Source organism: uncultured Sulfuricurvum sp. (assembly GCF_937936435.1).
GTDB lineage: Bacteria > Campylobacterota > Campylobacteria > Campylobacterales > Sulfurimonadaceae > Sulfuricurvum.
This window is the reverse complement of the sequence record NZ_CALDDG010000051.1, coordinates 1-23,387: the sequence shown is the minus strand read 5'-3', so window position 1 is coordinate 23,387 and position 23,387 is coordinate 1. Positions and strand designations below refer to the sequence as shown.

Here is a 23,387-nt window from a genome sequence, read left to right as displayed (position 1 = left end):
TTCTCAATGAAACCGTTTCTCTTAGCACTCTCTATCTCTGCAACACTTTGGGGATACGGAGAACATGCTTCCTATTGGATTCCGCACGGATGTGACGACGGCAAAAAAATAGCTGCGAAACACGGCGGTCACGGCAAAGGAGAGAGTGCCATGTTTGCCCTGATGAACATGGAAGGAAATGCCACGTCCACCCTGATCCGTCCTGACCTTTCAACGATTCCGTTAGCGATGAAGCGTAATACGGTCATCCTCCCGAAACCTCGGATGGGAGGATATTATGCGCTTGTTTCCGAAAGCCGTTCCGGAGACACTGTTTACAGTGCCGTACGATACCTCTCCTTGCAGGGACGCCCCGCAAAAATTTCTCCGACACGGTTAACCGCGCTCACAAAAAGTTCCTTAGAGATCGTCCCCGATCCTCTCCATCGGGAGCATGACCGATATACCGCGTCAAAAAGCTACCGATTTCTCCTAAAATATAGGGGCAAACCGTTGGCGAACGCTTCGGTTACGCTCGAAACCCATAACAGTGCCGTTCAAACCTACCGTTCCGATGATAGAGGATCATTTACTATAACCCTTCCGAATGATTTTAAAAACGTGCAAATCGGACGCAGTGAAAACAAGCCCTCCGAGTTTCTATTAAATATTGAGCATAAAGAGGAAAAAACCCTCTATATCAGCACTTTTTCCATGCCCTATTACGTCAATCCCAACGATTATTGGCAATCACAGCCTTATGGGGCGGGAGCCGTATTTATCGGATTTTTAGGAGGACTTTTCCTCTACCGCCGACATAAAAACCAAGGAGTTACCCGTGGATAAACTGCTCACTCTCACCGCCCTGCGACGGGTGATTCAACTGACGGCTTTCGTCTTTTTCGTCTACGGTGCGGCATTTTTCACCACATTTTACACCGGTGACAAACTGACCCAAAGTCTCCCCGCCCTCTCCTGTGCCTACGATCAAAGCGGAGGAGATTTCTGCACCCTGATTCCGCTTCAGCACCAGATGGATCACCGGGTCTCGACGATTTTCACTCAGGATGAGAAAGTACTTCCCGCCCTGATGGGAACTCTCGTCACCATTGCCACCGTCGCAGCGCTCATTCTCGTTTTAAACAAAGCGTTTTGCGGATGGCTCTGTCCTCTGGGCTTTTTCCAAGAAACCGTAGGAATGATAGGGACTAAACTCGGGCTTACTCAGCTCGTCTCCCTCAGCCGTGAAACGGTTACGAAAATCCGCCCGATCAAATGGTTTATCTTTTTATTTCTCGTCCTTATTTTTCCGATTCTCACCGGAATCGGCTATCTCGGGCACGAATGGGGAGCGCCTTATTGCGCGGTCTGTCCAAGCCGTATTATGACCACCGCGATGACGGGAGATATGTCCCAAATCTATATTTCTCAGGCCAACGGAGGCTATTTTGCCCTCTCGCTGATCGCCGATTTGCTGTTCGGTCTGATGATCGCTCTTGCACTCTTCGTCCGTCAGCCGTTTTGCCGTATCTGCCCGATCCTGCCGATGCAAACTCTGTTTAAAAAAATCGGCCTTCTTCGCCTCGTCAAAAACGGCTCATCCAGCTGTGATTCGTGCGGCAACTGTATCAAAGCCTGCCCTATGGATATTTTCGAGATTCAAGAGAGCGCAGAGAATAAAAATATCACCCACAGTGACTGTACCTTGTGCGGACGATGTATCGAATTTTGCCCGCATGAGGGAGTAATGAACTTCAAATACGGTCCGTTTACGATTCTCAGTTCCTCAAAAGAATCGTTCAAAAAACGGACAAAAATCGATAAATGGTGGAAAGGCTAAACCGTGGAAGTGATGGCTCTGCTCTCCTTGTTTCTTGTTGCGCTCTCTTATGGGGCAACCGCGTGCATGCTCAGCTGCATGCCGCTGCTCTCACCGATTTTATTGGCGAACAGTGCTACACGTTCTCAAAGCTTACAGGTATTGCTCCCTATCAGTCTGGGACGTATCAGCGGCTATATTTTTCTCTCCCTTATCGCTTTTCTCGGCTCATCCATGATTAAATCCCTGATTAAAGATACCGATTTGATGGGCTATCTGCTCGGCAGCATCACCCTGATTCTTGCCATACGCCTGTGGTTCTCTCTCCGACGCACTTCATCATGTTGCAGCGCCTCCTCTCCCTCTCCGCAGGGGAAAATCGAGCTGTTTTTCACGGGAGCGCTTCTTTCGATGTCTCTGTGCGCACCCGTCATCACCATGATGACGCTCAGCGCCGCATCGTCATCGCTCATGTGGGCCGTCGCATACGGTTTGGCATTTGGGCTCGGAGCAACGCTGCTGTGGTTTCTCTTTTTCTCGGTCGTCCTTACGGCTATTTTGAAAGAGAGTCTTCACCACCTCAGCAACTACCGAAACCTTCTTCAGCGCTTTGCCCCGCTCTTGCTAGCAGGGATAGGAATCGCAATTTTTAACGGATGGATACGATTATGAATACAACCTCAAAAGCCCTCAGTCTATCGTTGGTATTTCACTCTCTTATGGCCTTATTCGCCGCATTAATGCTCAATATGTTCCATAACACTCCCGAAAAATTTGCCCTCCCCCTCAAAAAAATATCTCTGGTATCGTTCTCAAACCCTTCCCCTACTATCGTACCGCCCTCTTTTTCGGTACCTCATCCGCCTGCCGAAATGCCCAAACAAAAAAATGTAAGCACACCGCAAGAACCGCCGCAGAAATCTATTGTCCGCGATATTCCGCCGATTCGGGAAAAAGTTGCCACGATATCGACAGAGAAACCCTCTGTTCCCGCACCATCCCCCTTACCGTCTGTTGAGAGCAAACCATCTTCTCTTCCCGTAACCGCGGCAGCTCCTAAAGCACAGCCGAAAATCGATATCAGTGCCGAAAAGCAATCGTTTTTTGCCGGTTTGCGCACTAAAATCCAACAAAGCCTCCGCTACCCTTCCGCCGCACGGCGCAGAGGGATGGAGGGGGACGTTAATATCCGATTCACTCTCGATAGCGGAGGTTCTATTCGCGACGTCATCGTTTCCGAAGGAGAATCCATCTTTCATGAAGCGGCTAAAAATGCCGTAGCATCGGCATCGGGGGTCAAAATTCCCGAAGCGCTCTCCGGCCTTTTTCCTACGGAAGTCAAATTGACGCTGGAGTTCAGACTAAACTAAAAATAATATCTATTTTTATTATTTTAATTATAATATTGATGTATTATTTATACACTGCATCCACTTATAAAAAGGAGTCCCGATGTTGATCCCGAAATTTTTAACGTTCAGTACGCTGATCGCACTTTCCATTGCCCCCGTACAGAGTTTCGCACAAGAAAACGGAGAGAGTCTGTTCGAGCAAAAATGTTCGATGTGCCATTTAAAACAACGCCCGAGCGCGGAAGAGATGAAAAACATGATCGCCCCGCCGATGATGGGGGTCATGCGCCATGTCAAACAGGCTAAGCCGGACCGCGCCGAAGCGATAGCTTTTATCGCCGATTACCTTGAGGCTCCGGCTCAAAGCAAAGCGCTCTGTATGCCGCAATCGATTGCCCGTTTCGGCCTGATGCCCTCTCAAAAAGGAAATCTAACCCCCGAAGAAGCACAAACGGTCGCCGCCTATGTTTACGATACTTTCGGACCGAGATTCAACCGCTAACCGATAGGGAGGCAAAAAAACCTAAGATCGGGTGTGGTATAATCGCGCCATTATTTAGCCCCTTTTGAAGGTATTACTATGGGTCAGACTATAACTGAAAAAATATTCTCCGAGCATGTCGGAAAACCTGTATATGCAGGTGAAATCGTCCGTTCTCCGATCGATATGGTCATCGGAAACGACATCACAACCCCGATCTCGATCAAAGCGTTCGAAGATTCGGGTGCGACCAAGCTTGCCAATCCGGACGGATTCTCTATTGTTTTGGATCACTTTATTCCGGCAAAAGACATCGCATCGGCAAATCAAGCCCGTATTAGCCGCGATTTTGCGAAAAAATACGCGATGAAAAACTTCTTCGACGAAAAAGACATGGGGATCGAACACGCTCTTCTCCCTGAAAAAGGGTTAGTCGTTCCGGGTGACGTTATCATCGGTGCGGATTCACATACCTGTACTCATGGAGCGCTCGGTGCCTTCTCTACGGGGATGGGTTCGACCGACTTGGCGTTTGCAATGATCACGGGGGGTAACTGGTTCAAAGTCCCTGAGTCGATCAAAGTGATCCTCAGCGGCAAACCGGGCAAATACACGACCGGAAAAGACATCATCCTTGAAGTGATCCGCCTCATCGGCGTCGACGGCGCACTTTACCGAACGCTCGAATTCGTCGGCAGCACGATCCCTCACCTCAGTATGGACGACCGTTTCAGCATGTGTAACATGGCGATCGAAGCGGGAGCGAAAAGCGGTATCGTCGCCTATGACGAGATTACCGCGGAGTTTTTGGCGGATAAACCGCTTGCCCGTGAGCCGAAAATCCACTATTCCGATGACGATGCGGTCTATGTTCAGATACTTGAAATCGATGTCGCTAATCTCGAACCGGTTATCGCCTATCCGTTCTTGCCGTCCAACGGCCACAGCCTCAGCCAGGCGGTTAGCGACGGAATCAAAGTCGATCAGGCATTCATCGGAAGCTGCACCAACGGCCGCTTAAGCGACCTTAAAATCGCCGCTGAAATCTTGGAAGGGAAAAAAGTGCATCCGGACGTTCGTCTGATCGTCACTCCGGGAACCCAACGGATTTTACGCGAAGCGACCAAAGCCGGTTACATCGATATCATCGTCGATGCGGGCGGAGTCGTTTCTAATCCGACATGCGGTGCCTGTTTGGGCGGATATATGGGGATTTTGGGCGATAACGAAGTTGCCGTCTCCACGACCAACCGTAACTTTGTCGGACGCATGGGCTCACGCAGCTCAAAAGTCTATTTGGCCAACTCTGCCGTAGCTGCCGCTTCAGCGATAACAGGGGTCATCACCGATCCCGCAACTCTCCAATAATCTTTCTTCCGGGGGAATCCCCATCTTGTATTACACCTCTTTTTTCGAAACGCGCTCGTAGAGGTGTAATGGGACCGAGAGCCCTACACATTTTTAGCATTCTCTCACTATACTACTTACAAATTTATACCGTATCAAAGGGTTAGAATGGACACCGATACATTAGGGATTATCGTATCGTTGATAGGGGCAGTGTTTGTCGCACGGCAAACGTATGCCCACTTTATCCGAAATCGGGCGTTTGCCTACATCGAACGTTTTAACAATAAAGACTTTATGGAACTTCGGATCGCTATAGAACAGTGGATTGTTGACAATCCTGATCCGACGAGTCTATCGGCATTGTTAAAATCAAAAAAGAGCGAAGACATCTCCATGTCGGTGCAAATACGCACCTATCTCAATCTCTTTCAGGAATTGGCTGTCGCTTTTGAGAAGGGGATGGTGGATAAGCATATCTTTTACCGAAACTTTGATTTTTTAATCGTCTCGAACTGGGAACGGTTTGCCGATTTTATTTACACCGTGCGGGCATTGACGGGAGACTTTACGATATATAAGCGGTTCGAACTGATGTCCATGGAAGTTAAAGTGGCAAAAAAAGCGGAAAACAACACAGGCAAAATCTATGTTTTTGGATACGGTTCGCTGATGCTGGAAGAGAGTATCCACAAAACGCTTCAACGACAAGAAGCAAAATACCCTCTTTTTGATGCCACATTACAAGGGTATGCCCGCGGGTGGGACATCGTAATCGATATTTTTTCCGATGCATTGCAACATCACGTAAAAGCGCTTTTTCTAAATTTGCGAAAAGATTCCGACGGCTCAGTGAACGGGATGCTCTTTAGCGTCACGTTTGAAGAGCTCAACCGCCTGAAAGAGCGGGAGGTCAATTACGATTGTATTGAGGTAACTCCGTATATCTCCTCATCAATTCTTGCACCATCGGATGCTGTTGTTACGTTTGTAGGCCAAAATGAGCATTTACTCGATCATTGCAGCGAACCGTGTTATGTGATGCAACGCTATCTCAATGTCTTGGACCGCATTCAGCCTTTGCATCCTCGTCAATACGAATATATGAAACAATCGGCCTCTTTCAACGCGGAAGTGTTGGAGGGGACCTATTCTTTTCCGTCCAAAGGATAAAAATCTCGCCTCTTTATCGGTAGGTATCTTCTATCCCTACAAGGGTACGATAGAGTTTATCCCCCTCCTCTTTTTCCCCTTTGGCATATACTTTTTTACCGTCATGAGCAAAAAAGGTAAGTTCCAGCGGTGCCTTCTTATCCCCCGAAGCCATTTTGGCAATATCATCCGGCGAAATCGTAAAACTCGTCAATACTTTCTTCGTCATAAAGTCGATCTGCGGATAAGCGACATAGACAAGTTCGGAGCATACGATCGTTTCGGTAGTATTGACGTTGAAATCGAAATCGTATTTTTTCCCGTAGTTGCTAAGCGCGAGGTCCAAAGAGCCTCTCATTTCATCGTTAGAGAGACGACTTGGTCGAAGTACCGCGACATCATCGATATTCATAAAGTGTTCGACACTGTTCAGCACTACCCCTTCACGCAAGGCTTCGAGGATTACTTTGCCCGCTTTGATCTCATCCAGATGGCGTTTAACAAACGGTTCATTGAGTGCACCCAGGTCGCGAAGCTGCTCATAGGTTCCGATATAGAGTGCCGCATGACCGAAATGTCCGGGAATCGTCTTGTCTGTCAGAGCAAACGGAGTCTTTTCCAGTAATACGTCACCGGGTTTAAGGTGTGTCGAAAATTCGCTCAGAAACGCTTTATCCTCACGCAGTTTTCCGCTGCGCCACCGTACCATTCCCATCGTATTGCCTAATACTTTCGAGAAATTGAATTTGAGTTTTTCAACGGTCGTAAGAGGCAGTTCTGCCGTTCGGGTGAGCAGTACGCCGACCTGATCGGCGATCTCTTTGAACGCATTGTCTCCCCCTAACGTCACACGCATCGGCGAATTCTCAATATACTCGTACAAGTATCGAATCGAGGGATCGCCCTGCGCGATATAACGTGCGATCGTTTGACGATTGTCCTCGAAAAATCGGATCGCATCGAGCATTGTGGAGCGATAAGTCAGAGCATTCGCCCGCATAAGCGAATCTTTGTAAAAGTTCTCGTCCACTCCGTATTCGGGATACGCCTCATTGAGCTTGGCACGGAGCTCGCTTTTATCGTGAAAATGTTCTTCCATAAAATGGGCATTGTCATAAAGCGTCAGTGCCGCCGCCATCGAAATCACGATCGATTCAATCCGGTCACGATCTCCCAGCGACGCATCGGTGCGGTAAAGCGCATTGCGATAGCGCAGAGCATACGGGAACAAGCTGGTTCGAACAGCATCGGCTTCATGGATCGATCTGGCGATTTTCACCGAAAGCGTCGACGGAAGAGCCCCTTGATGCGATTTGATCGATCTCTCCGCTTCACCCATAAAAGGGAGGATTTTTTCGCGCAGATCGAGAGAACGGTGGATCAGATCCTCCACTGCCAGCGCATCGTTCTGACGTGCGGTGTTGACCAACTGCGCCAAATCACTCTGGTCTGATCCTCGTGCCGACACATTCGATACGCCGATACCGACGATTATAAATGCTGCAATAATCGCATGATTGTACCGTTTCATTCCCGTTCTCCTATCTGTTTGATTTTCCAAGCGATTATCCCCGCAACCAATGCCGTCCCTATCGCTATCATGAGAAAAATGGACGGGATACTCCATCCGTTTTCTAAAAGCATCATCGTTGCCACCGCACCGCCGACCATAAATAGGGCATTGAGAATATTATTGGCAGCGATAATACGCGAACGCACTTGTGCATCGCTTCGGTTTTGCATGATCGCATACAATGGGACGCTGTACAACCCGCCGAATACCCCGATCAACACCAAATCGGCCAATATGCGCCAAAACGCGGGATTGCTGTTGAGTGTACTGACGGCCTGAAAGCTCTGGGCGTTGAGGGCAAAATCGATGCCGGCAATCGACATCCCTATTGCCCCCGCAACGATCAATGACGGGCGAATCGTATGATGAGAGAGCCGTTCACATACCATCGACCCTGCACCGATCCCGACCGTAAAGAGGCTGAGCAGAATCGTTACCGTCGCTTCATCCCCCATCAATACCGTTTTCACAAAAGAGGGAAACTGCGAGAGCAGCAACGCTCCATAGAGCCAAAACCATGAAATGGCGAGGATCGAAAGAAACACGACCCGATTGCCGTTTGCCAGACGAACCGAGTTCAGGGTTTGGGCAAAGAGATTAAAACTCAAAGACCGATTGGGAGTGAGCGAAGGAGCAGTCGGGATTTGACGGCTGGCGATATAGCCGATTGCCGCGACCGCACTCCCGATTATTCCGGCGATCACGCCGCCGTTCGGATGGGCGGCCAAAAGCCCGCCGCCGATTGTTCCGAGTAATATCGCCGCAAACGTTCCCGATTCGACCAGAGCATTGGCGCTCACCAATTCATTTTCCCCCATGTGCTGCGGAATGATCGAGTATTTGATCGGACCGAACAGGGTTGAATGCATCCCCATCCCGAAGATAACCGCCATAAGCAAGCCAAAAGAGTGGAGATTAAACCCGACGGTAGCGATCACCATCAAAAACAGTTCCCACACCTTGACGATTCGTGCCAATCGCGCTTTATCGAAACTGTCGGCAACTTCTCCCGCCAAACCGGAAAAAAGAAAAAACGGCAAAATGAAAACAGCACCGATGAGCGGGGCGAGAAGTGCCGAAGAGATCGATGTCCATTGCGCGGCTTGAAAAGTCAAAATGACCGCAAGGGTATTTTTAAACAAATTATCGTTGAAAGCGCCCAAAAACTGGGCCGTAAACAAAGGAGCGAACCGCCGTGTCTTTAGCAGATATACCGGACTGCTCATGCGATCTCGCCTGCCATGGTTTTTAACGTTACATAGTCGGTTTTTCCGGTTCCCAACAGCGGAATCGCATCGACGACGACGATTTTACGCGGCACAGCGATTTCAGGATACCCCTGTGTTCTGGCATTTTGTTGCAAGGCATCCCGACCCAGCTCTTTATCGGTCGTAAAGAGGACGATCATCTCCCCTCGGGAAGGATCGCTTTTGGAAGAGACAGCATGCACAAAGCTCGGAGAGGTAATGAACGCCAATTTTTCGACCGATTCGAGCGAAACCATCTCCCCCGCAATCTTGGCAAATCGTTTCACCCGTCCCGCGATGCGAACGAAGCCAGAGTCGTCGATAGTAACGATATCACCTGTATCGTACCACCCCTCTCCCGCATCCGAAACAGGAGCTTCAAGAAAGCCAGGACGCTCGGAGCGTAAATATCCGCTCATCACATTCGGCCCTTTGACGTGCAAAATTCCGCCCTCATCGATCCCCGGAACACTGATAAGCTTATGCTCGATCCCCGGCAAAATCTGGCCGACCGTCCCGCTTTTATATCCCATCGGGGTATTGACGGCGATGACCGGAGCCGTTTCGGTCGCACCGTATCCTTCGAAAATCCGTATTCCGAATTTCTCAAACCATGCGTCCCGTACACTCTCGGAGAGTTTTTCGGCTCCAGCGATCACATAACGCAAGCGGTAAAAATCATACGGATGGGCTTGGCGACCGTAATTGGATAAAAAGGTACCGGTTCCCAATAAAATCGTACACGATCGGTCATACGCGATTTCCGGGATCACCCGATAATGCAACGGCGAAGGATACAAAAATAGCCGCATCCCGCTCAATACAGGCAGAAGCGTCCCCGCCGTGAGTCCGAACGAATGGAAAATCGGTAGAGCATTTAGCATTTTATCTTCCGTCGAAAAATCGACGATGGAGCGGATTTGATAAATATTGGCCAATAACGCCTCATGCGAAAGAACCACCCCTTTAGGTTTCCCTTCCGAACCGGAAGTAAAAAGGATGACCGCAGCCTCTTTCGGATCTTTTTGGATACAAACCGACCGCGGGAAACGGATGGCATATCCCATCAGCCACACCTTATCCCATAAAGTCATCTCGTGCTTCATCTCTTCGAGATAAAGGATGTTTACATTGCGCAATGCTTCGAGTTTGGAAGTGAGTTTGGCTTGCTCGACAAAAGCCGTAGAGGTAATGATCGTTTGTATCTTTGCCGCATCGCAGGCACTTTGCAATCCGTCCGCTCCGGCGGTAAAATTGAGCATCGCGGGGATACGGTCCATCGCACTCAGGCCCAGGATCAGAGCTAACGTCGGCACCGCCGTCGGCATCAAAACACCGATCGCTTCATCGGAGACACTGTGACGGGAAACCAATCGCCCCAGACCCAACGACATCGTCAATAATTGCCGATACGTATATTCGATTTGCTTCGTATCTTCGATAATCGCCCGTGACATTCCGTACGCTGACGCCGCATCCAAAAAAGCACCGAAAATATCGTTAGGACGGCGCGATTCGAAGATACACCGTTGCATCAAAGAACGCATTGCCTCCCCGGAACGGGTACGGCGCTGATGCGATGTACCCCCTTCGGGCAATTCAATGCGGGTAGGGGAGCAGTACGTGAGGGTGATTTTAGGAAACCAGCGATGAGGATGGTGCTGAGGCATACGGGACAAAGCACTGAATATCGCCCCTTCGATAATGATCGGAACGACGGTAGCACCCGTCTTAACCGCGACAAAAGCCGATCCTTCATAAATCTTCATTAAAGAGCCCGTCGTCGTAATCCGCCCCTCGGGGAAAATAACGACAGGACGTCCGCTCTCGACGAGACGGATAATCTGTTTAATCGCCATCGGATTAGCGGGGTCAACCGCCAGATAATCGGCCAAAGAGAGAAACAACCTCGCAAACGGCCGTTTCGCGATTTCGGTATTAACGACAAATACGGGCGCGATCGGAAGCATCAGCCCGACAATCAATCCGTCCAAAAAAGATTGGTGATTGGCGATTATGAGCGTCCGATCCCCTTCGGTTGTAAATTGGCCGACTACCCGTATCCGGAATGCCATTCGAACCAAAAATCGTAAAATCGCCTTAATCATGACTCTTCCCTTGCAAATAACAGAGTACATTTCCAAACGTCTTTTCGAGTAACGGCTTGTTGATCCAAAACCACACCTCTTTCCCTTTTTTCTCACTCAACAGCACCTCAGCCTGACGTAAAATCTTGAGGTGGTGCGAGACGGTCGTGCGGGCGAGCGTCGAAGCATCCGCGATCTGCCCTGCTGTTAGCCTCTCGTCAGGTTCAAACAGCATCAGCATCCGCTGGCGGTGTTCATCCCCCAGCGCGGTGAAAATATCGGACATCGGTTTCCATTCCGGGGGAAGAGCATCTGTATAATTGGTTTTCATAGTCATAATCCTAAATTCTTAAACATATAGAGATGATAATAAATCGCAGCTAACATCATTCTGAATCGCTCACGCGAAGTGCATTTAGATGTGTCTGATAGAGATTTAGAGCGACATAGATGTATTTCGATTTGACATAAGCAAGACGGAGTTCCCTTAGGCGCTCCTCGATCTGCATCATCGTAAAACCGCGATAGAGCATCCATGCACCGATCGCCATAACACTGCGGGACAACCCGAGAGCACAATGGACATAAACACCGTTCTCTTTTTTCGCTTCGATCATCAAAACGACACGGTGTAGTGCCTCGGGAGATGGGATCGTCAAATCCAGAAACGGTATTCGGGTCTGTTCTATCATAGAGCGGTTGATCTGATGTTCCAATGCCAGATTGATCGCATGGTTTATTCCACTTTCCCTGAGCTGAGTGTATTCTCCCTTTGCCGGATGGCGTCCGAAATAGATCCGATCTTCGACCTGACTCATCAGCGGCAATTTCCGTTTGTACCATCGCCATGAGAGGTTCGTCCCGATAAAATAGGGGGCAAAGAGTATCCATTGCCATAGCGAGGCACGGGCATTTTCCCCCGCGATGAGATGATTGAATCCAAACGCATAGACAATGGCGACCGTCAACATCGAGAAAAACAGCCACAGTGCAATGAAAGAGTGATACGCGAACGCACTGACGAGAAACAAAACTGCCGTTGCTAAATAATAGAGCCCCACTTTGAGACTGCGCGGGGTGGTAAAACGCTCCAATAATCGGTTATTCGGACGGATCAGCGCGATGGCGAGAGCACCCATGAACGCCCCCGTCGGCAGATCGATAAAATGGTGCTGATACACCAGCAGAGTCGAGAGGGCGATGAGCCAAAGCCACAGGGCTACGGCGTATTTGAGAAAGAGATTTGTCAAATGAGAGCGCATCGATGCCCACAATACGAGTGCAAAACTGATGTGCAGCGAGGGGAGCTGATTGTAGGGCAGATCGGCACTGAGAAGCCCAAAAAGCCATTGATACTCGTCGCTGTGCGGTTTCTCAAATCCGAACTGGAGCGGGAAAAGGGTAAAAATGAGAACCGAAAAGGTGACGATAAAGAGCACACGCAACGCGAGGATACGAAGTTCCAAACGGCTTTGCGGGAGTAAAAACGCGATACAAAACATCACATCCGAAGACATATAGGGGATGATAAACGACGGTACAAACGGGATATGCCGCTCCCACTCCATATAAAAAGAGGGGTGGGGAGTGAGCGAGGCGTATTGGTTCGCCGCACCGTAGAGGATAAAAAAGAGCGCCCCCATAAAAAGTACCCAGACAAACCGCTCTTTGAGAGTGGCAGATGCGCTGAGGGCAGGATCAAACGGATACATATTTATCCCGCTTTGCGAGCCGATGAGACGGTAAAAATACCCCAATCGTCGATCCGCATCCCCTCTTTGTCAAATCCGTACGAGCCAAAGAGGGTATCGAGTTCATACTGGCTTCGGCGGCGCATTATCCATTGCGTTTGCTGATGGTTCCCTAACACATGGGCGATCTGCGCCAACTGCGGATGCCAAGGCTGCCCCGTATAGACCAGATATCCCTCCGGTGCGATCATCGAGGTGATCCCCTCAATGGCATTTTGGATCAGGGCGTTTTGTTCGAACAGCTCAAACACCCCTGAGACGACAACAATATTCGGCTCATACACGCTTCGATCATAGTTGGACTTGTCAAACGCATCGGCTTGCTCGTAGCGGATATTGGTAAGTCCCCGCTCCTTTGCCAATGCACGCCCCTGTTCAACGTTTTGCTCCTGATAATCACGTACCAGTACTTCGATGTCGGGGTATTCAAGTGCTAGTTCGATCAAATAGCGGGCAGGCCCTCCGGCGATGTCGAGGATTTTCACCGCTTTTCCCTCGCCGCGTAGCTGATCGATTTTTTCGCGGATGGTCTCTATCGCATGGACTTTGCGCTGGCGAATCCCACGCCATCCGATACTCTCCAAATAGTTTTTATCGGACATTTTACCCAGCAGCCCCACACCGCTCGGGGTGTTTTTGTAGACGTAATCGAGTGTTACCCCCGAATCGAACCCGTATTTCAGCCCGATTTTCATCCCGTCGCTCATCCATCCCAGAGAGTTGAGCATAAAACGCTGAACGCCAAAAGAGAGTTTTTGAGCTGCCGTGATGTCACCCCGTGCGATACGCTCTTTTTCGTTTTGGGTCAGGGCGATGAGATGATCGCTCATATCGCTTTTAGAGGTATTGAAACACTCTTCCATAAAGGCACCGATTGCATCAATCGCTTTTTGCGCCTGTGCTTCATAGAGGACACCGTGATAAAAACCCTCCAACTCCACGAACCGCTTGTGCGGTGAACTGAGGCGCTCATAAAACACCTTTTGCACACGGCTGTCTACGACATAGTCCGACGTTGCCGAGAGTACCAGCGTCGGGGTGACGATGTGGCTCGCATCCTCCACCACCCGTTTGGCGGTATCGAGTAGTGTTACGAGCTGCCGTGCAGGGATGTTGGGTGTAATGAGAGGATCGGTATTGTATCGCTCCTGCTCTTGCGTATTATGGGTCAAAAACTTCGCTTTGACGTAGGATTTGATGTTCATGCGGGGATTGAACCGTATCATCAGATCAAGAGAAGGTTTAGCGAGAGGGACATAGAGTTTGATCACGAACGCCGGAGCGACCAACGCCATCCCCGCGATGCGAGGGGCATAATCGTGTACCCACGTCGAGGCGACGACCCCCGCGACCGAGTTGGCGACGACGAAAATATCCTCAGCCCTTTTCCCCTCCTTGGCGCACACGAAATGTCTAAACGCCTCCAAATCGCGCACCAGATTCATAAATTCATAGGTCGCCTCAGCAGAGGTATATCCATGTCCACGGTTGTCATACGAGAAAACTTTGTACCCCTCGAAAATCGCCGAACGGGCGATGGGATCGAGTCGTTCCGAGTGCTCATGTCCGCGATGGAGGAGCAGGACAATTTTGCCGTTGGGATTTTGCGGCGACCATTCGCGATAAAAAAGCTCTGCGCCGTCAAAGCTGGTAAATGTTCCGGTTGTCATGTTATGCTCCTAATATCTTGGTGTAGTTGGTATAGATGGGATTCTCTCGCGGGAAGTACTCTAAAATCGCTTTGGCATAGCGGTCGAACGGGTTCGCTTCGCGGGAGAGTTCAAACCGTTTGCGGTACGGCAAATCGTAGCTGTTGAGCACCATGCTAAACGGTACGGGGAAATCGGTGCCGAAGAGAAGCTTGTGATGAATATCACTCTGACGGCTCAGATGGCGCAACACCTTTGCCCGCACGGGGGTGAGGAGGGCGCTGATGTCGGCATAGAGATTCGGATAGCGTTTGAGCATCTCAATGAGGATGTAATACTCGTCGTTAAAATGTTTCGGATTTTTCGAGAGGGCTTTGAAGATACGGCGCGGCTCATAGCTCAGTGCCATGTGGGCGCAGATCACCTGCACCCCCGCTTCGAGCGGGTGATCCAGCATCTCGATACTCTCGCACGATTTGAATGAGTGAACACTGCTCTCGCTCCCCACATGGACGATCAGCGGCAACCCCCGCTCAGAGAGTTTGTCAAAATAAGGACGATAACGCGTCTCACGGGTATCGACTCCCCAGTAGTTTTGCAAAAACTTCGCCCCGCGAAATCCCGCATCGGCGTAGCGGTCGATGAGACCCAGCGCATCGGGGCGGTTGGGATTGATGGAGAAAAAGGGGATGATGACATCCTCATTCCCTCGATACAACGTCGCCACGTCCTCGTTCGTCGCACAGACGGTGATGTCTTTGTGGAGGCTTTTCCCCGCATCATCGACCCGATCATCGACACCGAAAAGGACGATTTTCTCGACGTGCTGAGAATTTCGCACCGATTCGACCAGTGCGCGGGTGTACTCGCCGTAGGGATCACGCCCTAGCGCTTTGGGGTCCATTCCGAACTTTTTGGCAAAAAAGCGTAACGCGATTTTGTCATACGAGCGTTGGAACGCTACGTCACTGCTAAGGAGGTGAGTATGGATGTCGATCGTTTTCATAACTATATTCCTAAAATCTTAGACATATAGAAATGATAGGGATGTTTTGCTGAAATAATTCTGAAACATAAAAATCATAGTTCATACTTTTTACGTAATGTAGAGGCTTCAAAATAAATTATTGTCAACAAGAGAAAAAATGGAACCCAAAACCAATAAAAAGTTATTTTCGTAACATAATTTTTGGTTTTATTAAAGTTGTCCTTAGCTTGTTGATAAGAAATAATTTTATTGCCATCTCTTTCGAGTTCTGCAATCCATGCCATCCCCGAGGGTTGTGTAAACCAACAAATTGTTACAGGAATTTTTCGATCTAAATGTCTCTGATCTTGATCATAAAACCAATTTTTCAGGACACTGTATTTCCCATATTTTTCATTGACCCGTATAAATGTTCCATCAGCACGGAATAATGTGTAATCAGGTGATCCTCTATCGTATTTTACTTTTGTCAACATTCCTTGATCTATTTTTAGGTTTTCATATTTAGGATAAGGTTGTGCAAAATCTTTATAATCAATATACATAAAATACCCCCATATCACTACCCAAGTACCAAGACATAACAATGAAAAAGCCCGAATTTTGTACCATACTGCACCATTACGATCAAGTGACCACATATGCCAAATTGCTTTAGGTACATACGGTATCCACCCGAACAAACTATCAAAAAGCCATTTTAAAAAGTTCATAGCAATTCCTCAATTATTTTATACATCCCTCTCACCCGCCTTTTTAATAACCGCTTCCAACCGCTCCGTAAACGTATGGGTATCCTCTTCGCCGATCAGCATCGGCTCCAATATATGAACATCGATGATAAAGGGGACGAGCAACGCTTCCCCTTTTGGGAGTACTTTCCCCGCACCGCCGAGATAGACGGGGACAACGCTGATATGAGGAGCCATTTTTGCTAAATGGGCAATCCCCGATTTGAATTTGCTCATTTGCTCTGCTTCTCCTCGGCTCCCTTCGGGAAAGAGGATGATGCTATCTCCCGCTTCGAGGGCTTGGCGGACGGGTTCCAAGGGATGGGTGTGCGATCTCTCTACCTTTCGGCTGAGCGGGATAATCCCGATAAACTGGGTCGAGAACCACGCGATAAGGCGGTTTTTCATAAAATAATCTGCCGCCGCGACGGGGCGGATACGGTGGATTTTGTGCAATGGAAAGAGGCTCATGAGCACCAGCGTATCGAGATGGCTGTTGTGGTTGGCGACGATGATAGAGGGTTTGTCATGTGAGAGGTTTTCACGTCCCCGTACGTGCACCCCGAAAATCAGCAGTACCGTCGGGCGGACGATGAGAGCAAAAAAGAGCCATTTTAGCATCCCGCCATCCTAATAGTAGAGATAGTAGGTGAAATGGAAAAAGAGCGGTGCGGTATAGGTGAGACTGTCGACGCGATCAAGTATCCCCCCATGCCCCGGCAATAGATGTCCCGAATCTTTGACCCCGATGTCCCGCTTGACCATCGAGATGACGACATCCCCCACAAACCCTGCACCGCTGATGAGCATCCCCGCCGCGAGTGCCTGAAGGGTTGTAAAAGGGGTCAGAAACGAAAACGCTACCGCAAGCGCGCTGAGGGTGACGAACGCCCCTGCGAACCCCTCGATCGTTTTGTTGGGGCTTACTTTCGGGACGATTTTATGTTTGCCCAGAGCCTTGCCCCACAGATACTGCAACACGTCATTCAGCTCGGTCAAAAGCACCACATAAAGAACCAGCTCTTTACCCGCGACATCATGCCCTGCCACAGCCGGCAATGTCATCATGTAGGCGAGGTGGCTGAGACCGAAGACGAACATCATCAGCCCCCACTGCACACGGCTCGTGTTCTCTAAAAATCCCTGCGTCTCTCCGATGAGCACCTGCCGAAACGGCAGAAGCAAAAAGAGGTAGACGGGAATCCAGATAATAAACATCCCATACCACCCGATTCCCGCAAACCAGTACTGAAACACGATGGAGAGGTAGGCGTAAAAGATGATCCGTCGATCGGTGCGACGGGTCGGGATAAGGGTGAAATACTCTTTGAGAGCGAGATAGCTGATGAGGGCGAAAAAGAACATTGCTACCGTCGTGTTGAGCATCGCCCCGAGTATAAATGCCCCGATAATAATCCACCATGAATAGACGCGCTCTTTGAGCTCCTGCGAGGTTTTGGTACGAAACAGCACCGATACGATCAGCGTCGCAAACACCAAAATACCCAAAATAATCAGCAGTACGATGCCGCTTTTTCCGCTAAAGAGCGTCGTAATCGTCTCTATCATGATTTTAACCCCCGTACGGAGCGTCGAAGCACCGTCCAAGCACCCATCATGGTCGCGACGATCATTACACCATCAAACCATCCAGCGGGCGAAACTCCCAATCCCAATACCAAAGAGAGGGCTCCGATTACAAATGCCCGGTCGCTTTTTCCCATCGGACCGTCATACCGTCTCACTCCGCCGATCAGCGCCCCCAGCACCCCCGCCATTTCGGTAAGAATCGCCATAATGACAAACAGCACGATCCACAGCGCCGATACTCCATCAATGAGGGCAAACGGCAAATAGAGCGCCGCGTCCGAGAGAACATCACTCATTTCATTCAGCATCGCCCCCGCATCGCTTTTCATATCGTGTTCTTTGGCGAGCATTCCGTCAATCGCATTAAGCGCCATCCGCACAAACATCACCGCAGGAATAGCGAGTAAAGCCCACGATGCACCGTGAGTGAGAGCAATGGCACCCCCCGCGATAAAAGAGAGAAAAAGTGCCGCATAGGTGATTTGATTCGGAGTTACCCCTATATTTGCCAGTCCTACGACAATCGGACGGAGAAAATTTTGGAATGCAGGTTTGATGTCATAGATGCTCGCCATTCAGATCCCTTAAGAAGATGGCAGTATTTTAGTATAAAAAACTAAAATTAAGTATTTTTTGTTATTAAATAATTATATTGTGATGATTGGGCTTTTACTACAATTCATGAACATTTTTATCGTAAAATCTCCTTGTCTCAAAATATAATACGGGTTATATTTCTGATCAGCTATACTTTAAAATCTAATATTCGGAGAATCCCATGCGTTCACTTACCCTTGCCGCTTTAATACTACTCGTGTCCAATGCCAATGCTTTTGATTTCGGTTCCGTGATGCAAACGGTAGCACCCGTCGCACAAAGCGCAGCTCCTATCGCGGATAACGCACTTGCTTCCAATCCGCTTATCAAAAATCTAACCACGACGCTTGGAGTCACCCCGACACAGGCTATCGGCGGTACGGCTGCTATCATCAACGATGCCAAAAGCAACATGAGTGCCACCGATTTTGCCGCATTGACCAAACAGGTTCCTCAGGCGGGAACACTTTTGAATGCCGCACCGGCCGGAATGCTCGGTCTCGGAAATGTGGGATCGCAATTCTCGTTTTTGGGGATGGATGCATCCATGGTGAACAAATTTTCTCCTTTGGTGCTTCAATACCTCCAAGACGGTGCCACCCCGGGAATGGATAAGATTCTCGCTGCCGCTTTCGCCCAATAATTTTTGGGCAAAAGCCCCTTACTTTTCTTTGCCCTCTCTCGAAAATTCCGTTGACAATCTTTCGATACAATCGCATTATGAGTATGATCATTCTTTTTCCGGTACTGGTTGCCTTATTTTTTCTCTTGGTTCACATTCTGGCCTATACCCGGATTGTAGAACATTTACACATCTGCAACTCTACCCGTAAGGCATTGTACTTTTTTTTATTTGTCAATATGACGGCTATTTTAGGCTATGTCGCAAGCCGCTATCTCTTCAGCCCGCCCAAACTCCTCTACTTTTTCCTTTCTCTTAGTATCGGTGTCGGTTTTGTACTGTTTATGGGAATCGTGCTATACGAATTCCTCCGTCTGATACAGCGTCTGGTCCCTTTTCAAGAAGAAAAACGACGATTTTTCAAACGCTCCAGCGATATCGGTTTTTTAGCGCTGGGGAGCACCTATATAGGTGCCGGAGTGTTGGAAGGGTCAAAAGAGCCTGCCGTCCATTACGTCGACATCGACCAAAAACGCTTTAACGGCAAACGCTATACGATCGTGCAGATCAGCGACATGCATATCGGAGGGCTGATCGACAAAGCATTTGTTGCCAAAAGCGTTGCGGCTATCAATCGTCTTAATCCCGACTTGGTCACTATCACCGGAGATTTGGCCGATGCTCATATCGATATCCTCAAAGATGCCGTCGGTGAACTGCGCCATCTCAAAAGCCGTTTCGGAACCTATTACGTGGTAGGTAACCACGAATATTTTCACTCCATCGACGACACGATTGCCTATATGAAAGAGCTCGGTATCCACGTATTGGAAAACAGTTCTCTTAAAATAGACGATTTTTACATTGCAGGGGTTTACGATCTTGCCGGCTACCGCGCCGATACGCACATCCCCGATATCTATGAAGCGATGTGGGGCATTCCGCAGGACGCCTCGACGCTCCTGTTAGCGCATCAACCGAAATACATCGACTATCTCGAAGGATTTACCCCCTCGCTCATCCTCAGCGGGCATACGCACGGTGGGCAGATATGGCCGTTCGGGTATCTGGTTACACTCGCGCAGCCCTATCTCAAAGGACTCCATTCATTGGGAGACAACCGCCACATATACGTTAACAGCGGCATCGGTTTTTGGGGACCGCCGATGCGGCTCGGGTCGCATTCCGAAATCACCTGTATCACATGGTCGTGATTGCAGCCGCCATTTTTAGGAGAAACCATGTTTGATATACCCTGCGTTGTGTTTGCCGGAGGAAAAAGCTCCCGCATGGGAGAAGATAAATCGCTTCTCCCTTTTGGCGGTTTTTCTACTTTGGCACAGTTTCAATACAACCGTCTTTGCAATCTCTTCACACAGGTATACGTCTCGACCAAATCTGCCGAAAAATTCGATTTTAAAGCCCCTTTTATCCTTGACCCCCAGGAAGTCGATTATGCGCCGACGGCAGGGTTTGTGAGTGCCTTTCAGTCTCTTAATACGGATCGGATTATGGTACTCAGCGTCGACACGCCGTTTGTGGGGGAAAAGGAGTTTGCACGACTGCTCGAAGCGGATAACGGCGATCTAGACGCCGTCATCGCTAGAACACCCGAAGGAAGCCATCCGATGTGCGGTATCTATCATCACTCCCTCCTGCCTGAGCTGGAGCGGATGCTTCGAGAGAGCGACCACCGCCTAGGAAAACTGCTCGGTGCGTCACATACCCGTTTCGTCGAATTTGACGACGATACGCCGTTTATGAATCTGAACCATCCGCATGAGTACACTCAGGCACTTTCTCGCTTTTGCGAACGAGATAAATAAAGACTGCGAAAACAAGGAGCAAAAAGGCCAATGCCGCGATCAATGTCGATGCATACGGCAGATCTTTGTAGTTGTGTATCGAGATTTTAAAGACGACCAAAAGCGCTTCGATCAGCAATGCAATGATAATCGATACCGAAAAATTCAGCAGTGTCTTGGCGTTAAAGGTTTCGCTCACATGCTGCGTTCTCGGCATAACCTCCTGTTCGAAAATCGTTTTCCCCAAATCATAGACTGCCAATCCAAGCGTCAAGGCGATGATCGGTTTAAATACGGCATCGATAGAGAGGGGCTCGCTCGCTATTAAATACCCCGCAAATGTGTAAAATCCGTACAGCACGACAAATACACCGAAAAAAAGCAATCCGCCGCCGATAATCGCATAGGAAGAGCGGTTCATGTATTTGAACATATTGTTTTTTTCGATTAGATCAAACCGCTCTAACAATTTGCGAAGGCGAAAATCGAAAAAGAGGTATCCGTCCGCAACCGCATACACGACCGTTATACATAAATGGCGTGTAGCGGTAGAAATATAGGGCTCACTGATATAAAACCCTTTTTGGATCGCCAATTCGTCGATCAAATACGATCGATCCACTCCGATATGGCTGTGGTCTTCCCGCGAAATATAAATGTTCGGAGAGTTTTGGACGAATCCCTCATCACATTTGTAGAGCAATTCCAAACTCGGGAATGTTTTGTAGAGTCTTTCAACCAGTTGAACGTTCAGCGTTTTAAGACTGACGTTGCCCAGTGTCGTAAGGATAAATTTTTGTATTAACGGGGCGTTAGCGTTATAACTTTTAACCAAATCTTGCATTGTGTTCCCCTTTCGTTGTTTATAGATGATAATCAGAGGATTGCGAAATGTTAATGTCGGTCAAAAACAGGCAATCCTATGCTTTGAAGGAGGTATGAGGACTTCGGAATTACATGCTATCCACAGCATCACCAAAATCTCATGGCAAAACTATAGCCCATTTTTTCTCTTAAATATGATTATTTTTTAATCATCGGCCAATTAACTACTCTTGGCTATAATAACTCTAAAGAATACCAAAGAGATAACGATGAATTTAACCCATTTAGATGAACGCGATCGCCCAAAAATGGTCGACGTATCGGATAAAACTACGACGGCACGCGTCGCCGTTGCGAGCGGGCTTATCACCATGAGCCAAAATGCCTTTGACGCCGTCATTACCCAAACCGCTAAAAAAGGGCCTGTTTTGCAAACTGCCGTCGTTGCAGCGATTATGGGGACGAAAAAAACATCCGATCTTATCCCGATGTGCCACCCCCTGAATCTCTCGGGAGTCCACTGCGATATCGAAGAGCTTCCGCAGCTTCCCGGATTCAGGCTCACAGTTACCGCAAAACTGAGCGGACAGACGGGTGTAGAGATGGAAGCCCTCACCGGAACCAGCATCGGGCTTCTCACGATTTATGATATGCTTAAGGCCATCGATAAATCGATGGTGATCGGCCCGATTCAGCTCGAAACCAAATCAGGAGGCAAAAGTGGTGATTATCAACGAAACAACCCAAAAGCTTGAGTTGCAGTACCCTTGCACATGGTGTTACAAAGTCGTCGCCTATGAACGCGCCGGAATTGAGATTGCGGCTATGGAAATCATTGGAGAGCGTTCGTACTCCTTAAATCCTTCCAATGTCAGTAAAGGGGGAAAATACATCAGCATGAACTTAGAACTTCTAGTCCATAATGAAGACGAACGAACCTATTTTTACGAAACGCTCAAAGCCCATCCTCACATCAAAATGGTACTATAAAAGGATATTGAATGAATTTAGAGACTCTGAAACGCGATATTAAAATCCGATATCGTTCCCTCCCCGGCAATGATATCGATGCCAAAGTATCCTCAGTCGTCGATGCGTTGAACACCGATTGGGCCATGAATTCACAAGGACTTTCGCTTCAAGAGCTTAAAACCTTCACCAGTGCCATTATGGAAGAAGAAGGATATGCGCTGCATGATGAACTCGAAGAGCTCATTACCCAAAAAGAGCGTTTGGAACGCCAAATCATTCGAAAAAGCGAAGAGCTTCAACATCTTAAATATTCACTTTTCAACGCCTTGGAAAAACATATCGGTACCTCTGAGGAGATGCTGGAAAAACTCCATCAGGTGAAACTCCAATCCGTCGATCTGCTCGATATTCTCGAAGAGATTACCGAAAGTGCGATTATTACGACACTGGAGAAAGGCTCAAATATCGAAGAGACTCTCCATGAGATTATCAAGGATATCACGTTTGAGACGCTCAATGCCAATGTCCTCAATGCCGTACGTATCCGACGCATTCTCGCCAGTATCCTCCAAAGTGCGATCAACGTCGCCGAGGCGACACCGAATCAGGCCGACGCTATTTTTAAAGGGACCCTCCAGGGTATCCGCACGGCACTGATTAAATCGATCGAAAAATTCCATCAGTATCTTCTCTATGTCCCCGAAGAGGTCAAAGCGCTTTACCGAGAGGAGTACAAAACCATCGAAACCGAGTTGGACCGCATCGATACCCTTTTTACCCAAGTGCTCCACTCACTCAAAAGCCATAATCCCCCTGCTAT

At 48.7% G+C, this 23,387-nt stretch carries 25 protein-coding genes; 13 read left to right on the top strand and 12 right to left on the bottom strand.

The features are described from left to right. The first annotated feature begins 6 nt into the window (after positions 1-6). The 7 genes from Q0389_RS06005 (at position 7) to Q0389_RS05975 (ending at position 6,151) form a co-directional block, all read left to right on the top strand. On the top strand, positions 7-825 hold the full coding sequence (locus Q0389_RS06005) for a hypothetical protein (RefSeq protein ID WP_298692706.1): 819 nt from the start codon (positions 7-9) through the stop codon (positions 823-825). Beyond that, a complete protein-coding gene (locus Q0389_RS06000; protein ID WP_298692703.1) occupies positions 818-1,819 on the top strand; it encodes a 4Fe-4S binding protein in 1,002 nt (333 codons plus the stop codon). The genes Q0389_RS06005 and Q0389_RS06000 overlap by 8 nt, the downstream gene beginning before the upstream one ends. Positions 1,820-1,831: 12 nt before the next feature. Beyond that, a complete protein-coding gene (locus tag Q0389_RS05995) occupies positions 1,832-2,470 on the top strand; it encodes a sulfite exporter TauE/SafE family protein (protein ID WP_298692792.1) in 639 nt (212 codons plus the stop codon). Then, entirely contained in the window at positions 2,467-3,168 is a 702-nt protein-coding gene (locus Q0389_RS05990; protein WP_298692701.1) for an energy transducer TonB, read from the top strand. The genes Q0389_RS05995 and Q0389_RS05990 overlap by 4 nt, the downstream gene beginning before the upstream one ends. Positions 3,169-3,250: 82 nt before the next feature. Continuing rightward, the gene (locus tag Q0389_RS05985) at positions 3,251-3,652 is read left to right on the top strand and encodes a cytochrome c (RefSeq protein ID WP_298692698.1); all 402 of its coding nucleotides are present in this window, start codon (positions 3,251-3,253) and stop codon (positions 3,650-3,652) included. Between the two features lie 78 nt (positions 3,653-3,730). Continuing rightward, positions 3,731-4,999, top strand: a complete 1,269-nt coding sequence (locus tag Q0389_RS05980; RefSeq protein ID WP_298692694.1) for a 3-isopropylmalate dehydratase large subunit — start codon at positions 3,731-3,733, stop codon at positions 4,997-4,999. Positions 5,000-5,146: 147 nt separating this feature from the next. After that, positions 5,147-6,151 (top strand): DUF4760 domain-containing protein, encoded by a 1,005-nt coding sequence (locus tag Q0389_RS05975; protein ID WP_298692692.1) that lies wholly within the window; start codon positions 5,147-5,149, stop codon positions 6,149-6,151. Between the two features lie 13 nt (positions 6,152-6,164). On the opposite strand, the gene Q0389_RS05970 is transcribed toward Q0389_RS05975, so the two are convergent. From Q0389_RS05970 to Q0389_RS05920, 11 genes are all read right to left on the bottom strand, one after another. Beyond that, positions 6,165-7,661 (bottom strand): YiiX/YebB-like N1pC/P60 family cysteine hydrolase, encoded by a 1,497-nt coding sequence (locus tag Q0389_RS05970; RefSeq protein ID WP_298692689.1) that lies wholly within the window; start codon positions 7,659-7,661, stop codon positions 6,165-6,167. Beyond that, on the bottom strand, positions 7,658-8,929 hold the full coding sequence (locus Q0389_RS05965) for an MFS transporter (RefSeq protein ID WP_298692688.1): 1,272 nt from the start codon (positions 8,927-8,929) through the stop codon (positions 7,658-7,660). Before Q0389_RS05965 ends, Q0389_RS05970 begins: the two co-directional genes overlap by 4 nt. Continuing rightward, positions 8,926-11,058 (bottom strand): bifunctional acyl-ACP--phospholipid O-acyltransferase/long-chain-fatty-acid--ACP ligase, encoded by a 2,133-nt coding sequence (gene aas, locus Q0389_RS05960; protein ID WP_298692686.1) that lies wholly within the window; start codon positions 11,056-11,058, stop codon positions 8,926-8,928. Before aas ends, Q0389_RS05965 begins: the two co-directional genes overlap by 4 nt. Beyond that, a complete protein-coding gene (locus Q0389_RS05955) occupies positions 11,051-11,368 on the bottom strand; it encodes a metalloregulator ArsR/SmtB family transcription factor (RefSeq protein WP_298692684.1) in 318 nt (105 codons plus the stop codon). Before Q0389_RS05955 ends, aas begins: the two co-directional genes overlap by 8 nt. Before the next feature lie 55 nt (positions 11,369-11,423). Continuing rightward, positions 11,424-12,749 (bottom strand): dual specificity protein phosphatase family protein, encoded by a 1,326-nt coding sequence (locus Q0389_RS05950; protein ID WP_298692683.1) that lies wholly within the window; start codon positions 12,747-12,749, stop codon positions 11,424-11,426. A gap of 2 nt (positions 12,750-12,751) precedes the next feature. Continuing rightward, entirely contained in the window at positions 12,752-14,458 is a 1,707-nt protein-coding gene (locus tag Q0389_RS05945) for a bifunctional alpha/beta hydrolase/class I SAM-dependent methyltransferase (protein ID WP_298692682.1), read from the bottom strand. Position 14,459: 1 nt separating this feature from the next. Beyond that, a complete protein-coding gene (locus tag Q0389_RS05940; RefSeq protein WP_298692680.1) occupies positions 14,460-15,443 on the bottom strand; it encodes an amidohydrolase family protein in 984 nt (327 codons plus the stop codon). 74 nt (positions 15,444-15,517) lie between these two features. Further along, the gene (locus tag Q0389_RS05935) at positions 15,518-16,138 is read right to left on the bottom strand and encodes a hypothetical protein (RefSeq protein WP_298692678.1); all 621 of its coding nucleotides are present in this window, start codon (positions 16,136-16,138) and stop codon (positions 15,518-15,520) included. 18 nt (positions 16,139-16,156) lie between these two features. Then, entirely contained in the window at positions 16,157-16,777 is a 621-nt protein-coding gene (locus tag Q0389_RS05930) for a lysophospholipid acyltransferase family protein (RefSeq protein WP_298692675.1), read from the bottom strand. 9 nt (positions 16,778-16,786) lie between these two features. Next, positions 16,787-17,725, bottom strand: a complete 939-nt coding sequence (locus Q0389_RS05925; RefSeq protein WP_298692673.1) for a phosphatidate cytidylyltransferase — start codon at positions 17,723-17,725, stop codon at positions 16,787-16,789. Then, positions 17,722-18,321 carry a CDP-alcohol phosphatidyltransferase family protein gene (locus tag Q0389_RS05920; RefSeq protein ID WP_298692671.1) on the bottom strand — a complete coding sequence of 200 codons (600 nt, stop codon included), beginning with the start codon at positions 18,319-18,321 and terminating at the stop codon, positions 17,722-17,724. The genes Q0389_RS05925 and Q0389_RS05920 overlap by 4 nt, the downstream gene beginning before the upstream one ends. Before the next feature lie 203 nt (positions 18,322-18,524). Between Q0389_RS05920 and Q0389_RS05915 the strand changes: the two genes are divergently transcribed. From Q0389_RS05915 to mobA, 3 genes are all read left to right on the top strand, one after another. Beyond that, the gene (locus Q0389_RS05915; protein ID WP_298692669.1) at positions 18,525-18,986 is read left to right on the top strand and encodes a DUF2780 domain-containing protein; all 462 of its coding nucleotides are present in this window, start codon (positions 18,525-18,527) and stop codon (positions 18,984-18,986) included. Positions 18,987-19,063: 77 nt separating this feature from the next. Next, a complete protein-coding gene (locus Q0389_RS05910) occupies positions 19,064-20,179 on the top strand; it encodes a metallophosphoesterase (protein WP_298692667.1) in 1,116 nt (371 codons plus the stop codon). 27 nt (positions 20,180-20,206) lie between these two features. After that, on the top strand, positions 20,207-20,791 hold the full coding sequence (gene mobA / locus Q0389_RS05905) for a molybdenum cofactor guanylyltransferase MobA (RefSeq protein WP_298692665.1): 585 nt from the start codon (positions 20,207-20,209) through the stop codon (positions 20,789-20,791). Here mobA and Q0389_RS05900 read toward each other — a convergent pair. Further along, the gene (locus Q0389_RS05900; protein WP_298692662.1) at positions 20,724-21,614 is read right to left on the bottom strand and encodes a hypothetical protein; all 891 of its coding nucleotides are present in this window, start codon (positions 21,612-21,614) and stop codon (positions 20,724-20,726) included. The genes mobA and Q0389_RS05900 overlap by 68 nt on opposite strands. A 250-nt stretch (positions 21,615-21,864) precedes the next feature. On the opposite strand from Q0389_RS05900, the gene moaC reads away from it, so the two are divergent. The 3 genes from moaC to Q0389_RS05885 all read left to right on the top strand — a co-directional run. Beyond that, positions 21,865-22,350 (top strand): cyclic pyranopterin monophosphate synthase MoaC, encoded by a 486-nt coding sequence (gene moaC / locus Q0389_RS05895; RefSeq protein ID WP_298692659.1) that lies wholly within the window; start codon positions 21,865-21,867, stop codon positions 22,348-22,350. Further along, a complete protein-coding gene (locus Q0389_RS05890) occupies positions 22,316-22,585 on the top strand; it encodes a DUF493 domain-containing protein (protein ID WP_298692657.1) in 270 nt (89 codons plus the stop codon). The genes moaC and Q0389_RS05890 overlap by 35 nt, the downstream gene beginning before the upstream one ends. Before the next feature lie 11 nt (positions 22,586-22,596). Next, positions 22,597-23,387, top strand: a 791-nt coding sequence (locus tag Q0389_RS05885) for a DUF6781 family protein (protein WP_298692656.1), incomplete at its 3' end; no start/stop codon positions are given.

Coding starts and splice junctions, on each gene's coding strand:
- Q0389_RS06005 (WP_298692706.1), top strand. CDS start 7: ATGAAACCGTTTCTCTTAGCACTCTCTATCTCTGCAACACTTTGGGGA.
- Q0389_RS05995 (WP_298692792.1), top strand. CDS start 1,832: ATGGCTCTGCTCTCCTTGTTTCTTGTTGCGCTCTCTTATGGGGCAACC.
- Q0389_RS05990 (WP_298692701.1), top strand. CDS start 2,467: ATGAATACAACCTCAAAAGCCCTCAGTCTATCGTTGGTATTTCACTCT.
- Q0389_RS05985 (WP_298692698.1), top strand. CDS start 3,251: ATGTTGATCCCGAAATTTTTAACGTTCAGTACGCTGATCGCACTTTCC.
- Q0389_RS05980 (WP_298692694.1), top strand. CDS start 3,731: ATGGGTCAGACTATAACTGAAAAAATATTCTCCGAGCATGTCGGAAAA.
- Q0389_RS05975 (WP_298692692.1), top strand. CDS start 5,147: ATGGACACCGATACATTAGGGATTATCGTATCGTTGATAGGGGCAGTG.
- Q0389_RS05970 (WP_298692689.1), bottom strand. CDS start 7,661: ATGAAACGGTACAATCATGCGATTATTGCAGCATTTATAATCGTCGGT.
- Q0389_RS05965 (WP_298692688.1), bottom strand. CDS start 8,929: ATGAGCAGTCCGGTATATCTGCTAAAGACACGGCGGTTCGCTCCTTTG.
- aas (WP_298692686.1), bottom strand. CDS start 11,058: ATGATTAAGGCGATTTTACGATTTTTGGTTCGAATGGCATTCCGGATA.
- Q0389_RS05955 (WP_298692684.1), bottom strand. CDS start 11,368: ATGAAAACCAATTATACAGATGCTCTTCCCCCGGAATGGAAACCGATG.
- Q0389_RS05950 (WP_298692683.1), bottom strand. CDS start 12,749: ATGTATCCGTTTGATCCTGCCCTCAGCGCATCTGCCACTCTCAAAGAG.
- Q0389_RS05945 (WP_298692682.1), bottom strand. CDS start 14,458: ATGACAACCGGAACATTTACCAGCTTTGACGGCGCAGAGCTTTTTTAT.
- Q0389_RS05940 (WP_298692680.1), bottom strand. CDS start 15,443: ATGAAAACGATCGACATCCATACTCACCTCCTTAGCAGTGACGTAGCG.
- Q0389_RS05935 (WP_298692678.1), bottom strand. CDS start 16,138: ATGAACTTTTTAAAATGGCTTTTTGATAGTTTGTTCGGGTGGATACCG.
- Q0389_RS05930 (WP_298692675.1), bottom strand. CDS start 16,777: ATGCTAAAATGGCTCTTTTTTGCTCTCATCGTCCGCCCGACGGTACTG.
- Q0389_RS05925 (WP_298692673.1), bottom strand. CDS start 17,725: ATGATAGAGACGATTACGACGCTCTTTAGCGGAAAAAGCGGCATCGTA.
- Q0389_RS05920 (WP_298692671.1), bottom strand. CDS start 18,321: ATGGCGAGCATCTATGACATCAAACCTGCATTCCAAAATTTTCTCCGT.
- Q0389_RS05915 (WP_298692669.1), top strand. CDS start 18,525: ATGCGTTCACTTACCCTTGCCGCTTTAATACTACTCGTGTCCAATGCC.
- Q0389_RS05910 (WP_298692667.1), top strand. CDS start 19,064: ATGAGTATGATCATTCTTTTTCCGGTACTGGTTGCCTTATTTTTTCTC.
- mobA (WP_298692665.1), top strand. CDS start 20,207: ATGTTTGATATACCCTGCGTTGTGTTTGCCGGAGGAAAAAGCTCCCGC.
- Q0389_RS05900 (WP_298692662.1), bottom strand. CDS start 21,614: ATGCAAGATTTGGTTAAAAGTTATAACGCTAACGCCCCGTTAATACAA.
- moaC (WP_298692659.1), top strand. CDS start 21,865: ATGAATTTAACCCATTTAGATGAACGCGATCGCCCAAAAATGGTCGAC.